Source organism: Larkinella terrae (genome assembly GCF_009668025.1).
Taxonomy (GTDB): domain Bacteria; phylum Bacteroidota; class Bacteroidia; order Cytophagales; family Spirosomataceae; genus Larkinella; species Larkinella terrae.
This window is the reverse complement of the sequence record NZ_WJXZ01000006.1, coordinates 434,616-448,707: the sequence shown is the minus strand read 5'-3', so window position 1 is coordinate 448,707 and position 14,092 is coordinate 434,616. Positions and strand designations below refer to the sequence as shown.

16 protein-coding genes are annotated in these 14,092 nt (G+C 47.4%); 10 read left to right on the top strand and 6 right to left on the bottom strand.

Going from position 1 to position 14,092, the window contains the following annotated elements; translation table 11 throughout:
- Positions 1 to 2 precede the first annotated feature (2 nt).
- Positions 3 to 1,028, bottom strand: a complete 1,026-nt coding sequence (locus tag GJJ30_RS12510; protein WP_154175487.1) for a sensor histidine kinase — start codon at positions 1,026 to 1,028, stop codon at positions 3 to 5.
- A 195-nt stretch (positions 1,029 to 1,223) separates the two neighbouring features.
- On the opposite strand from GJJ30_RS12510, the gene GJJ30_RS12505 reads away from it, so the two are divergent.
- Both GJJ30_RS12505 and GJJ30_RS12500 read left to right on the top strand, forming a co-directional pair.
- Positions 1,224 to 2,150, top strand: coding sequence for an ABC transporter ATP-binding protein (locus GJJ30_RS12505; RefSeq protein ID WP_154175486.1), 927 nt, complete (start codon positions 1,224 to 1,226; stop codon positions 2,148 to 2,150).
- A complete protein-coding gene (locus GJJ30_RS12500; RefSeq protein ID WP_154175485.1) occupies positions 2,147 to 2,917 on the top strand; it encodes an ABC transporter permease in 771 nt (256 codons plus the stop codon). The genes GJJ30_RS12505 and GJJ30_RS12500 overlap by 4 nt, the downstream gene beginning before the upstream one ends.
- Before the next feature lie 121 nt (positions 2,918 to 3,038).
- Here GJJ30_RS12500 and GJJ30_RS12495 read toward each other — a convergent pair whose 3' ends face one another.
- The 3 genes from GJJ30_RS12495 to GJJ30_RS12485 are packed head-to-tail and all read right to left on the bottom strand — an operon-like array spanning position 3,039 to position 5,133.
- A complete protein-coding gene (locus tag GJJ30_RS12495; RefSeq protein ID WP_154175484.1) occupies positions 3,039 to 3,947 on the bottom strand; it encodes a helix-turn-helix domain-containing protein in 909 nt (302 codons plus the stop codon).
- Positions 3,948 to 3,956: 9 nt separating this feature from the next.
- On the bottom strand, positions 3,957 to 4,301 hold the full coding sequence (locus GJJ30_RS12490; RefSeq protein ID WP_154175483.1) for a hypothetical protein: 345 nt from the start codon (positions 4,299 to 4,301) through the stop codon (positions 3,957 to 3,959).
- Between the two features lie 46 nt (positions 4,302 to 4,347).
- A complete protein-coding gene (locus tag GJJ30_RS12485) occupies positions 4,348 to 5,133 on the bottom strand; it encodes an SDR family oxidoreductase (protein WP_154175482.1) in 786 nt (261 codons plus the stop codon).
- 690 nt (positions 5,134 to 5,823) lie between these two features.
- On the opposite strand from GJJ30_RS12485, the gene GJJ30_RS12480 reads away from it, so the two are divergent.
- Complete coding sequence (locus GJJ30_RS12480; protein WP_154175481.1) at positions 5,824 to 6,318, top strand: low affinity iron permease family protein; 495 nt, start codon at positions 5,824 to 5,826, stop codon at positions 6,316 to 6,318.
- Between the two features lie 38 nt (positions 6,319 to 6,356).
- Positions 6,357 to 7,190, top strand: a complete 834-nt coding sequence (locus GJJ30_RS12475; RefSeq protein ID WP_154175480.1) for a hypothetical protein — start codon at positions 6,357 to 6,359, stop codon at positions 7,188 to 7,190.
- A 91-nt stretch (positions 7,191 to 7,281) separates the two neighbouring features.
- On the opposite strand, the gene GJJ30_RS12470 is transcribed toward GJJ30_RS12475, so the two are convergent.
- Positions 7,282 to 7,584 carry a winged helix-turn-helix transcriptional regulator gene (locus tag GJJ30_RS12470; protein WP_154175479.1) on the bottom strand — a complete coding sequence of 101 codons (303 nt, stop codon included), beginning with the start codon at positions 7,582 to 7,584 and terminating at the stop codon, positions 7,282 to 7,284.
- Positions 7,585 to 7,806: 222 nt separating this feature from the next.
- Here GJJ30_RS12470 and GJJ30_RS12465 point away from each other — a divergent pair, with 222 nt between their 5' ends.
- From GJJ30_RS12465 to GJJ30_RS12455, 3 genes are all read left to right on the top strand, one after another.
- A complete protein-coding gene (locus GJJ30_RS12465; protein WP_154175478.1) occupies positions 7,807 to 8,715 on the top strand; it encodes a ClpXP adapter SpxH family protein in 909 nt (302 codons plus the stop codon).
- A gap of 216 nt (positions 8,716 to 8,931) precedes the next feature.
- Positions 8,932 to 9,807, top strand: a complete 876-nt coding sequence (locus tag GJJ30_RS12460; protein ID WP_170299178.1) for a helix-turn-helix domain-containing protein — start codon at positions 8,932 to 8,934, stop codon at positions 9,805 to 9,807.
- A 77-nt stretch (positions 9,808 to 9,884) separates the two neighbouring features.
- On the top strand, positions 9,885 to 10,997 hold the full coding sequence (locus tag GJJ30_RS12455) for an FAD-dependent monooxygenase (protein WP_154175477.1): 1,113 nt from the start codon (positions 9,885 to 9,887) through the stop codon (positions 10,995 to 10,997).
- A gap of 66 nt (positions 10,998 to 11,063) precedes the next feature.
- On the opposite strand, the gene GJJ30_RS12450 is transcribed toward GJJ30_RS12455, so the two are convergent.
- Entirely contained in the window at positions 11,064 to 11,930 is an 867-nt protein-coding gene (locus tag GJJ30_RS12450) for a LysR family transcriptional regulator (protein ID WP_154175476.1), read from the bottom strand.
- A gap of 124 nt (positions 11,931 to 12,054) precedes the next feature.
- Here GJJ30_RS12450 and GJJ30_RS12445 point away from each other — a divergent pair, with 124 nt between their 5' ends.
- The 3 genes from GJJ30_RS12445 (at position 12,055) to GJJ30_RS12435 (ending at position 14,065) form a co-directional block, all read left to right on the top strand.
- Entirely contained in the window at positions 12,055 to 12,462 is a 408-nt protein-coding gene (locus tag GJJ30_RS12445) for an EthD family reductase (protein ID WP_154175475.1), read from the top strand.
- Between the two features lie 556 nt (positions 12,463 to 13,018).
- The gene (locus tag GJJ30_RS12440; protein WP_154175474.1) at positions 13,019 to 13,435 is read left to right on the top strand and encodes a response regulator; all 417 of its coding nucleotides are present in this window, start codon (positions 13,019 to 13,021) and stop codon (positions 13,433 to 13,435) included.
- A gap of 282 nt (positions 13,436 to 13,717) precedes the next feature.
- Entirely contained in the window at positions 13,718 to 14,065 is a 348-nt protein-coding gene (locus GJJ30_RS12435; protein ID WP_154175473.1) for a hypothetical protein, read from the top strand.
- Positions 14,066 to 14,092 lie beyond the last annotated feature (27 nt).

Genomic DNA, 14,092 nt, shown 5'->3' with positions numbered 1-14,092 from the left:
AACTACAGATTTAGTACCAATGTAGCAAAAAAAATCCCATCCTTTTCCTCCAGCTTCAACTGGTGGCGGTTGGGATACAAAACGTTCAGCCGCCGACGCAGGTTGGCCAGCCCGATTCCTCCGACGCCTTCCGGTTTTCGGTTCCGGATTCGATTGGTCGTGCGCAGCCGGACCAACCGCTCCGAAATGTCTACGCCAATAAAAACCGGTGAATCGCCGTGTTTAAAAATGTTCTCGATGATGGGCAATAACAGCAAAGGCTCCAGCTGAACTGGCTCGGTCTGTCCGTTGACATCAAACTGAACGGAAAAATGGGCGGGAAGCCGCAGTTTTTGCAAATCCAGATACCGGCGGATGATCTCCATTTCTTTGCTCAGCGCAATCCGTTCCTCATTCGTCTCGTAAAGCATGTAACGCATGAGCTGCGACAAATGCATAATCCCCTGCGAGGTTTCGGGCGCTTGCCGCAGCGAAAGCGCGTAAAGTGAATTAAGGCAGTTAAACAGGAAGTGCGGATTCAGTTGCGATTTAAGAAACGACAGTTCGGTTCGCAACTGCATGTTTTCCAGGCCTTTCGCTCTTTGCTGATGCGTGAACCAATCCCCCGTAAACCGCACAATGGCCGCTAAAATCACACAGAACACCAGTTCGAAAAACCGTAGGACCAGCTGGTTCGAATAGGTAAGCGGAAATGGGGTGATCGACGGCCCCAGATACCAGGTCCGAAACGTGTGGTAAAGCTGAATCGTCGTGATTTCCAGCAGAAATATACTTCCCAGATTGAAAAGTAAAAACCGGGCAATGTGCATGCGACCCAGGAACCGGGGAATAAAACAGCAATAGTTTGCGTAAAAAATGACAAGCTGGCCCAACAGGTGAATACTGGGATGAGCCAGCAAAACCGGCGTTCCGTTCGAAGCGGCCATGTACACAATCAAAGCCAGGTACAGTGCCCAGGCCGTTCCATGCAACCACACGAACCCGTGGGTTGGCCGAAAAGGAAATGTCCATGACAGGTTCGATTTCATCTGGGAAAGGTACGAAAGAACCCTTCCCGAACCGCCGTTTCCCGTAGAAAGGCTTCTGGCGGCTCCGGAAGGGTCTTTTTTACCGACAAAAATTCAGGCCCCGCGCTGTACCGGTTTCAACGGGCTGGGATGCCTTTCCGTCTGTTTTATTTTTTGGTTCCGTTGGAGGCAGGTTGATTTGGGAAACGAAACACTATGGCACCTTTAGTCATCGAAACCCATCACCTCAGCCATGCATTCCGAAACCGGCTGGTTTTGCATGACCTCAACTTGCAGGTACCGGCCGGCAGCATCTTCGGTTTTTTAGGGCCAAACGGTTCGGGAAAAACCACCACCATCCGCTTATTGCTGGGATTGATTCGATGTCCCCAAAATGCCATCCGGTTATTTGGAAAAGATAGCCGGACTCACCGGCTGGAAATTTTAAACCGCCTTGGTGCCCTCATCGAGTCGCCCGCCCTGTATACGCACCTGTCGGGTCGCGACAATCTGGAAGTGATCCGGCTAGCCCGGCAGGTCGATAAAAAGCAGATTGATCGGGTGCTGGATCGGGTGCAACTTTCGGGCGACGCGCATCAAAAGGTCCGCGAATACTCCCTGGGAATGCGGCAGCGGTTGGGAATTGCAATGGCGCTCCTGGGCGATCCGGACCTGTTAATTCTGGACGAGCCGACTAATGGCCTGGACCCCGTCGGAATTCGGGAGATTCGAGAGTTACTGATTGAACTAAGCCAGCAACACGGAAAAACCGTATTTGTGTCGAGCCATTTGTTGGGCGAAATGGAAAAGATTGCCACGCACCTGGCGATTCTCAACGAAGGCCATCTGCATTTTCAGGGAACGATGGCCCAATTACAACACCTCCAGTCGCCTGTGCTTTCCGTCGAAACAAATGACAACATGGCCGCAGCGAATCTCCTGCAACACGCCGGTTATCACCTACAGGAAAGCGATGCCGAACGACTGGTGGTTTCCATTTCGGACAGACGGCAAATCGCTGCCATCAACCACCTGCTGCTGGAGCGGGGAATGTCGATTTACGCGCTGCAAATGCATCAGCAAACGCTGGAAGATCTCTTTTTCACCTTAACAAGTCACCCGGAAACCGTCGAAAACCGATGAGACAACTTGATTATTTTACGCGCAGTTTGGCGCAGGAACGGCTAAAAGCCAAAGGGACGCTGGTGGTTTGGCTGGCAATTCTGGCACCGGTTTTTGTGGTCACCGTGGCTTTCATGGCCAGCTATCTGGATGGCAACCGACTTTACCGGTCCAACGTGAATCCGTGGTTGGAGTATTCCGGCCACATTCTGATCGGATGGACCTTGTTTGTGTTCCCTATTTACGCCAGTCTGCAATCAGCCCTGGTTCATGCGATCGAGCACCAGTCCCAGACCTGGAAAACCTTATTTAGTCTTCCAATGCCCAAATGGAGTGTATATTCGGCCAAACTGGCCCTGTTTACCGGACTGCTTGTCCTGAGCCACGTGCTGGTATTGGGTTTAGCTGAAGGCGGTGGCTGGCTACTGGGAATGCTGAAACCGCACTACGGTTTTCAGTCCTCTTCGCTCCACCGGGTACTTGCGGAAGGATGTTTCGCCAGTCTGCTGAGCGGTTTGGGCATGGCGGCAATTCAATTCTTCCTCGGTATTCGATTCGGCAGTTTTATTCTTCCGGCGGGAGTTGGGCTGATGCTGACCATGTTAGGCGCTATTTCGCGGTCGCTGTCCGTAAGCCGGGTTTCTCCGTATCTGTGGCCGGTTTTGGTCTTTAACAGTTCCATTCAAATTCAAGACTGGCAGTTTACCTACGTCTGGATCGGCCTGCTGACCTTTTTTCTGGCGTCAATCGGCGGTTTTCTGATCATTTATCGGAGAGACGTAGCGTAAAATGGGCCGCGCAAAAACCGGTACCCACCCATCGAGCGTCCGCATGAGTTTGAATGGACGCATTCCGTTTGGCGGCTAAACAGCGGTTTTTCGAAGTCGATCAGCGGTTGTCAAACCTGATTTAATTAAACGAAGACCTGAATTCCAGGGGGCTTTGATTGGTCTTTGCCTTAAACAGTTTACTGAACGATTGAGAATGCTCGAAGCCTAATGCATAGGCGATTTCACTGACCGACAATTCGGTGGTTGACAATTTTTCTTTCGCTTTTTCAATTAATTTTTCGTGAATGAGTTGCTGGGTAGTTTGCCCGGTAAGCTGTTTCAATAAACTGCTTAAGTATTTGGTAGAGATATTGAGACTATCAGCAATATATTGAACGGTGGGCAGTCCTTCCGAAATCAAATCTTCATTACTAAAATAGCTCGTAAGTGCGTCTTCTACCCGATTAATGATTTTACTATTCGTAATTTTCCGGGTAATGAACTGACGCTCGTAAAACCGCTGGGCGTAGGTGAATAAAAGTTCCAATTGGGCAATTATCACATCCTGACTAAATTTATCAATGTTGGTATGATATTCCTGCCTGATATGTTCGATAATTCCGGTAATAATGATTTCTTCTTTGTCGGAAAGAAACAGCGCTTCGTTTGTGGAATAACCGAAGTATTCGTATTGTTTGATTTTTTTTGCCAGTGTGGTATTCCATAAAAAATCGGGATGAATAAACAGCATCCACCCTTCCAGGTTGTGGGGTACGCCGTTTGCTTCTCCACGTAAAACCTGCCCCGGCGAAATAAAAGCCATTAGACCTTCATCGAAATCATATCTCTGCTGGCCGTAAAACAATTTATCGCAGCCCCTTTTTAACGATACTACGTAAAATTCCGAAATAACGGAATGAATGTTGGGATCGTTTTTTAATCCCTTCAGATCGATAATACCGATGAGCGGATGCTGCGGTTTTGGGAGATTCATTAGCCGATGAATTTCCGCAATAGATTTTATTCTGAACGGTTTTTTGTTTTCCATAGCGATTATTCAATTTTTAAATGGATACTTCAACCAAATCAATAGCAGCGGTAATGCCAGAAAGGGTATTTCCAGTAATGCCATTTTTGTGTTTCCTGCCCGCAACGATAAGGCCATTATCAACACGATAACAATCGCATTGAGCAGGTTACCGATGAAAAATGTTTGCGGAAAAAGCACCATCAATCCAATTATAACTGAAACTACGCCCACAATCGGCATTATGGTTTTGGTAATACCTAAGTCGGCCATCATTTTCGCCTGTTCACCGTTAGCAGGATGAAAGGCATCCCAACCGTGTTTAAGGCTCAGGAACGATGAAATTAAAGCGAGGATAATACTGACGATTTTCATTTTTTTACGGGATCGTATTAGTGTGATAAAAAGTAAATTTTTACGATTACTCCGGCTGTTCGCCGTACATAAATGAGGCCCCCATTTTGCCAGATTTCGAAATTATAAACCGTGGTGCAACCCGGCTCAACACCCGCATTAATTTGGCAAGCCCCGGATAAATTTCTTCCTTATCTTCCTGCATCCCCTTGATAGCGGCATCTACAATTTTCTCAGGAGCCATCAAAGCATCGGCACTAAAACCGTCTTCGTTTTTAAACTTATCGTTCAGCGGTGTGGAAGAACCCGGCGCGACTAATTCAATTATTTTAATGTTGGTCTTTTTTAATTGTACCCTTAATGCCTGCGTGTAAGAACGAAGCCCTGCCTTACTTGCACTATAGATTGGCGATATTGGGAATGGCATGAGGGCAATGCCCGATGTAACATTGAGGATAACCGCGCTGGTTTTGGTTTTAAGATGTGGCAAAAACTGCTGCACCATGCGGATGGGCCCCATTAGGTTAATTTCAATTTCCCGGGTAATATCGACCAGGTCGTGCGGATGGTGTAAGCTGATTTTTCGCATTTCGCCCGCATTATTAATGATGATATTCAGGTCCGGAAATTCCCGGATAACTTTTTCATACAGCGCAGCAATGTCTTCTGCTTTACTTACATCGCTTTGCAAAATATGCACTTGCGGAAGTTTTTGTTTTACTTCCGCAAGTTTCTGAGCGTTTCTTCCGGTGATAATGACTTTATTTCCCAGATCGATTAGTTTTGACGCAAATTCAAATCCGAAACCTCCCGTTCCGCCCGTCACTAAAACCGTGTTGTTTGTTAGATTCATTGTATCCGTTTTTTGTTAATGCAAAGTTCCGCAGTAATCAAAAAACGGTTGTAGCCAAAAGTCGCAATCTTGTAGTGGAAAAGGAATGTTGCATTGGGCTTCGAGCAATTGCTAATCGTTTGTCGTAATTCTTTTAACTGGAAGCCGAGCTGGAAACTGGCTTTTCCATTAAACGTCTACGAGTTCACGTTAGGACGGGCAGGCAACCTGTGATGCCGCTTCTGACGACTAATTTAAACTATAAATTTCTGAAATTTCATTGACCGATTTTACCAACTTCGATCAATACTGACCTGTGACGCGTTTTTCTGCCTTGCGTTGCATTGGGCAGAATCAATGAAAAGCTCACCAAAGCCGCATGTCAGGGGCTCCTGTCAAGACGAATACCTGTTGCACGGTAAATTTAATAAACAACCTCGCGCTTTCGCGGTTCTGATAGTTGCCTGAACGGGTAGAGATGGCCCCAAATGACTGAATTGTTTCAATTAGTTAGCACAGGGTCGCTCTTTTTGTAACTATCAGTAACCGAAAAGGTTAGTCAATGAATCGGCACAACGAACCCGCTACTAATGGAAAGACGACAGAACAACCGCAACGGCGTCCTGTCGTCTTTTTTATTTCCGAAAAACCGGAGGAGGACAAGGCCACATTGACAACTTCCGATTCATTTAAATCACGTGGATAGCCAATATGGAAACGCAAACCGATTCATCAAACAACCTCCCCAAAAAACCTTTTTTTGAACGTTTTTCATTAGCCGTTGCGAAAGCGACCGGTTCGTCTTGGGCTTTTATTTTGGCACTGGCCACCGTCATCATCTGGGCGATCTTAGGACCGGTTTTTCACTACTCCGAAGATTGGCAGCTGGTTATCAATACCGGGACAACCATTGTAACGTTTTTAATGGTTTTTGTCATCCAGAAAGCTCAGAATAAAGAATCGCTATCGGTGCAACTGAAATTGAACGAGCTGATTGCCGCCACCAAAGGAGCCAGCAACCGGCTGGTCGCCAGTGAAAATCTGAGTGAGGAAGAATTGGCCATTTTATACGAACACTACTGCGCAATGGCCGAATTGACCAAAAAAACCAGCGATCTCCGGAAATCCCATTCCGTGGAAGAAGCCATTGAAAAAACCGAGAAGAAACTGGAAAAGGAGCCGGCCGGCAACCGAAAGTCAAAGTAAATGGCGCCGTCTAAACCGGGTTTGAAACCGTTCTGATCATGGGTATTCTCACCAGCAAGGCTCCGATCCGATCGGCAGGTTTTTATCTGATCGGGCTTGGCGGACTATTGGGCCTGCTTACCGCAGGCTGCACCAGCAGCTACCATACGCGCCGGAGCATCCAGGAATTAAACCAGACGTTTGTGGTGAATAAAAACCAGTCGCTTTTTTATTCCGACCAATTAAAACATAAACAAAGCAAACAACTGACCCGGCCAGTCACGGCGGCCCTATATCTGCAGCAGGACACCCTGTTTGTCGAGTTGGTTAAAGCGGCCTTACCGGCAAACGACGGGCGACCTGAAACGATTGACATATCGGATTCAACGATTGTCTTTTTCGTCAATCCCCGGATTGGCAGGACGCCGGTCAACAAGAAAAGTGACTGGTTTCGCTATCATTTTACCTCCTTCGATACGGACCTGGTTACCATTCCCTTCAAATACCGGCTGAGCCAGCAGGGTAATCCGCCCGAGCTAATTACCTCGGCCAATGCGGCCGTTTATCTGGGTTTCCGGTATGATCAGGGCTTTCAGCGTTCCGTTTTTTACCACCACCAGCAGCGTTCTGACATTCGCTCCTTCAGCATCGGCGGGGGCGGTTTACTGGGGATCACGGCCGCGACCGTACGACCCTTTTCAACCGGTAATCAACTTCAGGATGAATACGAAGGCGCCTGTCTGAGTTACGGGGTAGCCGCCATTTTTGGCTATCGGGCCGTTAGCCTGGGCCTGGCATTCGGGTACGACCACCTGATGGATAAAAACCGGAAAGTATGGATTTATCAGGATACCCCCTGGCTCGGCATTACCATCGGGTTGAATTTGAATTGAGGGATATTCTAAGGCTGGATTGATTCGGGCAACAAAACGATTCCCGATAAGTACCCGGATTTGAGTCAGCTTCAAGCTGATGATCAATATTTTATAAAATTTCCAATTGCTTAAAAACCGGAATTAATGTCCTCCCCCGCGCGGATAAGGTATATTCAATGTGCAGGGGTTTGGCCTTAATAATCACCTTGTCCAGGTAGCCTTCTTCTACTAACTCTTTCAAGGCCATAGCCAGCGATTGCTTGTTGGAACCTTCCACCTGCCGCAGCAACGAATTGAAGCGCAGCGGTCCATCCAGCGCTAGCCTGAAAAGCTGAGGCTTCCACTTCCCGGAAAGTATTTTCAACAGCTCTTCAGCCGGACAAACCGTATCACTTTTTTGTATTTCTCCCATAGTCAACTTTTTCTGACTAATTGACAGGCTCCCACGCCATTCCCAACTTTGCAGCCAAGTTACGCATTTGATAAAATCGGGCGTCGCCGGGAGCAAAAACAGTATTCGGGGCTTTTGCGAACGGCGATGGCAACGGCTTTCCAAACGCCCTTTCGAAAAACTAAATAAGAATTTACCATGGAACCAATAAAACTTCCTAATGATCCCATCGCAGACCATAAAATGCAAAATCCGCTTTTGTGCGACATCGAAACGGGACTTTGCGAGCGACCTGATTCAACGCTGGCGTCGCCGGTTCAGGCGGTTTCGCCGACGAAAAAACCGGTTAAAATTAGTTATTTTACCGACCCAATCTGTTCATCGTGCTGGGGAATCGAACCCCAACTCCGCAGGCTGAAACTCGAATATGGCCATGCGCTGGAAATAGAATACCGGATGGGTGGGCTCCTCCCCGACTGGAGTTACAATAGCGGTGGCATCAGCAAGCCGTCGGATGTCGCCCAACACTGGGACGAGGTAAGTCAGCATTATGACATGCCCATTGACGGCGATGTCTGGCTCGAAGATCCGCTGCATTCGTCCTTTCCGCCGTCCATTGCCTTCAAGGCCGCCCAGTTGCAGAGTCCGGAAATGGCCATTCGCTTTCTGCGAAAAATCCGCGAGATGGTTTTTCTGCAAAAGAAGAATATTACCCGGTGGGAGCATCTGGCGGAGGCTGCCCAATTTGTCGGGTTAGCGGTTGACAGACTGAAAGCGGATTTCGAAGGAGAAGCCCAAACGCAATTTCGGGACGACTTAAAACTTGGGCAGGAGCTGGGCGTACGCGGTTTTCCGTCCCTATTTTTCGGCACGGATGCGGGTAATCAGGAATTTGTCTACGGAACAAAACCCTACAGTGTTTATGAAAATGCGCTAAAAAAGGTCCATCCTTCCATTCAAAAGAGGGAGATCGATCACCAATGGCAGCCTTTATTCGCCCACTACCCTACCCTGACCGCGCGTGAGTTTTCGGAACTGTCGGGTGTTTCCCGCCCGGAAAGTGAAGCCTATTTGCAGAACCTGACCGAGCAAGGTCACCTGTCCAGACTCGGGACGAAAAATGGGGATTTGTGGATCAGGAAGGAATCTTAAACCACTTCGCACTAACTGGCGTACACGTTCTGAATGACACTATCCGGTACCCGGGCCTATGCATCGCATGCACACCGGGCGCGATGACTTGATCAATAAAATGGATGAAACCCTGAACGAATTGACCGGAGGCCGTATTTATAAAAAAGTAGCTCAATGATGCTTGCTACGAATCAGGAAAGATTTTTGAAATATCCATAAAGGGAACTCAAACCGATGGCAAAAAAAACGAAATCCATACCGGTCAACGCGATGACCGACGACCTGGACGCGGGGATTGCCATTGAAAAAATATCCTTCCGGCATTTACCTCCGCTGGATTACGCCAACCCCGTTGCAGAAGATCGACAATCGCACCGGCACAACACGCACACATTCCATCTGCTCGAAAAAGGAACGGTTCATATTGAAATTGATTTTCAACAGTACCAGATGGAGCCCTCGTCGGTCATCTACATTCACCCTGATCAGGTGCACCGCACCACAGCCGCTGACCAGGTAACCGTCGTAAGTTTGGCGATGACAAATGAAAATCTGAACCCTGAGTATCTGAAATGGCTGGAAGAACTGGTTCCCGTAAAACCGCTAGCATTAGCACCCGAAACAGCGGCCCTCCTTGCCGAAGCCGCAGCTCTTTGCCTGAAAGTGGCTGAACGGAAGGCTGATAGATTTCGTCACTCCATCCTGAAAGATGCCTGCAATGCCCTGGTTGCCCTGATCCTTTCGACCTATTTAACGCAAACCAAATCTACCGGCAAACTTTCGCGTTTTGATCTGATAACCAAAGCCTTCAGGGAACAATTGGAACGCCATTTTACCACGACCAAACGCCCGGCCGAATACGCGCAGAGGCTGAACCTATCGACCGCTTACCTGAATGAATGCGTTAAAACCGCCACTGGCCAGTCCGTTTCTCATCACATTCAGCACCGTATTATTCTGGAAGCCAAGCAATTGCTCTATCATTCCGATCAATCAGTGAAAGAAATTGCCGCTGAACTGGGCTATGACGATTACCCGTATTTTTCCCGGCTCTTTACGAAAGTGACCGGCATGACGGCGTTGTCCTTTCGGATGAAAAACCGCGATTAGTCCAATACTTACCCGGTCCAGCCATTTCCAATCCTACTTTGATGAGGTTCCTTTGTGCAAAAAAAAACGCATATACAATGGACTTACAAAAAGGGAACCATGTGCTCATTTCGGGTGCCAGCATCGCCGGGCTTGGCGCGGCCTGGTGGATGAATCAGTTAGGATATCGGGTAACGGTGGTCGAAATGGCTCCGGAGCCCCGGATTACGGGTGCAGCCGTGGATTTCAAAGGCGAAACGATTGCGGTTTTGAAACGCATGGGTCTGTTTGACCAGCTAAAGAAACACCGCTTACACGTTGACCTGGTCGAGTTTAAGAATGGCGACGATCTGACGGAGGGCTCGATCCGGATGGCGGACGAAGGGTCTGACGAAATAGAAATCGAGCGGGATGCCTTCATCGGAATTCTGTTCAGAGAGTTGCAAAACGACGTTACGTTTCTGTTTAACGACAGCATTACGGCCCTTCACGAAACCGGAGATGGGATGACCGTTCATTTTAAAAATGGCCCGCAACGCTCTTTTCATCTGGTGCTGGGTTGCGATGGAGTCCACTCAGGTGTGAGAAGACTTTGGTTTGGTGGGGAAGCGGATTATGCCCATTTTTTGAATGCGTATGGCTCGCTCACCATTTTGAATAAGCCATTGATCAAACCGGGAACGATGCAACTGTTCCGGGTGCCGGGCAAATCGATTACCTTAAATGCCTACAGGAACAATACGGATATTATTTTCAGCTTTGTTGCAGACAGTGAAATCCCGTATGATTACCGCAACAAGGAGCAGCAACGGCAGTTGATTCTTGAGCAGTTTGCCGGACAAAGCTGGCGCACGGCCGAACTCCTGGCAGAAATGGAGCAGGCGGACAATTTTTACTTCGTTGAATTCTACCAAATCAAAATGCCGTCCTGGACAAAAGGCCGGGTGGCTTTGGTGGGCGATGCTGCCTATTGTGCATCACCGGCTGCGGGCATGGGAGGTTCACTGGCGATGAGCGGGGCTGCCGCCTTAGCCGATGCATTCCAGAAAAACGACGGAAATATCGAGTCAGCGTTTCAGGATTATAACAAAAACTTTCGTCCGTTTATCGAACGCGTGCAGGCCGAAGCCCGTCAAAATCTGAGTACGGTTTTTCTTCCCCGAACCGAAGAAGGTGTTCAAAAAGGTAACGCGCAAACTACCCCATTTTAAATAACAGATGTTTAAAGATAGTTGGCGGTTAAATCACGATTAAAGGAAAAACCGGGGCGTAAAACATTACATGGTAGTCATTAGCTCATAGAGTTTTTTCACGGCTTTCTTTTCGTAAGCTTCTTTGAGTGAAATAATCATAATGGTTCGTCGCATGTTTTTTCCTTTAATCGGGATACCGACAACCTCCGGATCGTTTAAACTGGTTTCACTTAATATGGTATGCCAGCGACCGGTTTTTACAATTTCGAATAAGGTAGGTATATCATTTATTTCCATGCAAATATTCGGGTTCAGATTTTTTTGGCCGAATGACTCCTCAAAAAACTGAATCGTACTGGAACCGCTGAAAGGTAAAGCCAGTGGCAGCGCGGCCACTTCCTCAAGCGATATGTTGCTTTTGTGAGCCAGGGCTGATTTTTTAGCCGTTACCAAGACCATATTTGCGCTTAAAAGGGTTTGGTATTTCAGATGCGGTTCTTTGGCTTTTTCATAAAACGTCAACACGAAGTCAAACTGGTGTAAATTAAGCTTTTCGAGCAGGTCTTTGGTGGTGCCAAATACAACCTGGACTTTAATATTGGGGTATTGCGTGGCAAACTGAATCAGGGTTTTGGCAAAAAGAATTCGCATAGAATAAATTACGCCGATGGTAATTTTTCCCGTATTCAGGTTTTTCAGATCCTGCAAAAGCAATAATCCTTCATTTGCTCTATTTATACTCTGCAACGCATATTCACCAAACAGTTTACCAGCTTCGGTAAGAGTGATTCGTTTGCCAATCCGGTTAAACAAAGGAACATTTAATTCATCTTCCAGCTGCTTAATTTGCTGCGATAGCGTACTTTGACTAATATTTAAAAACCGGGCAGCTTCCGTAAAATTTAATAGTTCTTTGGCTTTCAGGAAATATTTAAGCTGTCTTAATTCCATCTTTCTAAATCGATTTTTCCGATTGATTTCATCGAAAAATAGCGTTTTGCAAATATAAACCGAGTTGGGATATTTGCGGAATAAGACTTCAAATCAACCCTTTCACCACTAAACTGAATTGATTATGAAATTCAATCTGCTTGTACCGTTTCTTCTTTTAATCATTTGTTCGGTCGCGTTTGGCCAGGAAAAGCGCAACACGGCTACTGTTGAAAAAGGCTTAATTAAAGTATCCATCATGTACCCGTATGCCGAAGGGAAAACGTTTAACATGGAGTATTACGAAACCAGGCACATGCCAATGGTGGCCGGTTTTTTAGGGACCAATCTGGTTAAATACACCATTGAAAAAGGACTTTCCAGCGGTATTCCCAATCAACCGCTTCCTTTTATGGCAATCGGCACATTTTACGTAAAAAGCTTAAGCGACTATCAGGCGGCTATCGCGCCAAACCGTGACGCCATTCGGGCCGATTTTCCGAATTACACCAATATCAGTCCCGTCATTCTGGTGAGTGAGGTGGTCAAATAATCAGCCGCTGAACAGTTGTTGATTGGTCAGGGCCACTTGCGCGTTTCAGTTGGTCCTGATAACACCGCTTTATTTCCACTTCACCCTTCTCATTCATTCAGGGCGCCCTGAAAATAATGCCCGCTCCCGTACTGCGATCCGCTTTAAAACTCCGACTGTCTGATAATTAGATTTATCCTCAGAGAAGGGAATAATGGTTTCAGTTTTCAGGCATGACAGCCGAAAAACTAGAAATCTTTTTCCGAAAAACCCGTTTGCCCGTTCGTCTGGCGCAAACACGAACGCGGCCGCGTGAAAACTAAGTAGAATGATCCGTCGGTCTACAACCATTACCTAGCGGATATGCCTATAATTTCCATACCGAAAACTCACTTTTTTACTTAATTTTCGAATTTAAGCTCCTCATTCTTGTCTATTAATTCCTAAAAAATCATCTTTAAAGGCCCTTTCAGCCACGCGTTACAGGACTGCTGTCAACGATCCCAACAACCAGGCCTCCGGTAGCATCGACATAAGGTAACGTGTACTATAAGGCTACCGCAAGGTAGCACCCTCCATGAAAAAAAAACAACGGATTCTGGTCGTCGACGACGAAGCGACCAGCCGAATGCTGCTCACCATTCAATTAACCCGGGCAGGTTATCAGGTTATTGTTGCTGGCGACGGCCTGGAAGCGCTCAAGTGGATCAACACTCCCGGCCATACGGTGGATCTCATCTTGCTGGACTTGATGATGCCCCGGCTGAGCGGTTTGGATGTCTTGCATTTTCTGCACAGCCGTTTGGGTCGGCCACCGGTCATTTTAATGTCGGCTGCTGAGCGGACCATCGTCCGCCAGGGCATTGTGGACGCTTCACCCGATGCTTTTCTGCAAAAACCCTTTTCGAACCAACGGCTGCTCGACCAGCTTCAGGAATTACTCCCGGTTTCCAATCCGGAAATGACGGCTCAACTTTTTCAGGTTGCCCAATAATTGCGCTGTTAAATAGCCTGCATTCGCGGGCCGTTCTAGTAGCGTGGTTACCAATCCTAACCGCATATTAACAACACTAACCTACCACCCAATCAGCTATATAATATTTTTATATCATAACACTTGAAATATAGCCACAAATGTATTATAGTTGCATTACGAAACCGTTGTACTCTAATTAATGATAATGAGCTGTCTGAATCCGGCGAAAATAGTTTGCCGGACTTTAGCGCATAGTCTTAATTACGGTTTTTTAAGAAACGCGACTAACATACAAATACGATGTATTTCCTGATTGAAAACCAGCCGAAAATCGGCAACCGGTACCAGTTTAAGGTAATGGAAAAGAATGATTCCATCCTGATTAGCGAACCGTTCCTGTGCAAAGAAGATTGCCTCAGGGCGATCAGCGCCACCCGCCGACATGGTCCGGTGGTAGAGAATTATTCAACCTGGGATTTGCCCGGCGACCTCCGCTTCAATCTCTACATAAAAAACGATTCTCTTCTGAAAGGAACGCAGCGGTATAAATCCATTGAAGAACGCGACCTGGCCTTGCAGCAGGTGGCAGATCACATCAGCCTGGCTCCTACCCGCGACATGGCTCCGGATCTGGCAATGGCTGCCTAAAGCACCTGGCCCACCCACCAGCGGGCT

Coding starts and splice junctions, on each gene's coding strand:
- GJJ30_RS12510 (WP_154175487.1), bottom strand. CDS start 1,028: ATGAAATCGAACCTGTCATGGACATTTCCTTTTCGGCCAACCCACGGG.
- GJJ30_RS12505 (WP_154175486.1), top strand. CDS start 1,224: ATGGCACCTTTAGTCATCGAAACCCATCACCTCAGCCATGCATTCCGA.
- GJJ30_RS12500 (WP_154175485.1), top strand. CDS start 2,147: ATGAGACAACTTGATTATTTTACGCGCAGTTTGGCGCAGGAACGGCTA.
- GJJ30_RS12495 (WP_154175484.1), bottom strand. CDS start 3,947: ATGGAAAACAAAAAACCGTTCAGAATAAAATCTATTGCGGAAATTCAT.
- GJJ30_RS12490 (WP_154175483.1), bottom strand. CDS start 4,301: ATGAAAATCGTCAGTATTATCCTCGCTTTAATTTCATCGTTCCTGAGC.
- GJJ30_RS12485 (WP_154175482.1), bottom strand. CDS start 5,133: ATGAATCTAACAAACAACACGGTTTTAGTGACGGGCGGAACGGGAGGT.
- GJJ30_RS12480 (WP_154175481.1), top strand. CDS start 5,824: ATGGAAACGCAAACCGATTCATCAAACAACCTCCCCAAAAAACCTTTT.
- GJJ30_RS12475 (WP_154175480.1), top strand. CDS start 6,357: ATGGGTATTCTCACCAGCAAGGCTCCGATCCGATCGGCAGGTTTTTAT.
- GJJ30_RS12470 (WP_154175479.1), bottom strand. CDS start 7,584: ATGGGAGAAATACAAAAAAGTGATACGGTTTGTCCGGCTGAAGAGCTG.
- GJJ30_RS12465 (WP_154175478.1), top strand. CDS start 7,807: ATGCAAAATCCGCTTTTGTGCGACATCGAAACGGGACTTTGCGAGCGA.
- GJJ30_RS12460 (WP_170299178.1), top strand. CDS start 8,932: ATGGCAAAAAAAACGAAATCCATACCGGTCAACGCGATGACCGACGAC.
- GJJ30_RS12455 (WP_154175477.1), top strand. CDS start 9,885: ATGGACTTACAAAAAGGGAACCATGTGCTCATTTCGGGTGCCAGCATC.
- GJJ30_RS12450 (WP_154175476.1), bottom strand. CDS start 11,930: ATGGAATTAAGACAGCTTAAATATTTCCTGAAAGCCAAAGAACTATTA.
- GJJ30_RS12445 (WP_154175475.1), top strand. CDS start 12,055: ATGAAATTCAATCTGCTTGTACCGTTTCTTCTTTTAATCATTTGTTCG.
- GJJ30_RS12440 (WP_154175474.1), top strand. CDS start 13,019: ATGAAAAAAAAACAACGGATTCTGGTCGTCGACGACGAAGCGACCAGC.
- GJJ30_RS12435 (WP_154175473.1), top strand. CDS start 13,718: ATGTATTTCCTGATTGAAAACCAGCCGAAAATCGGCAACCGGTACCAG.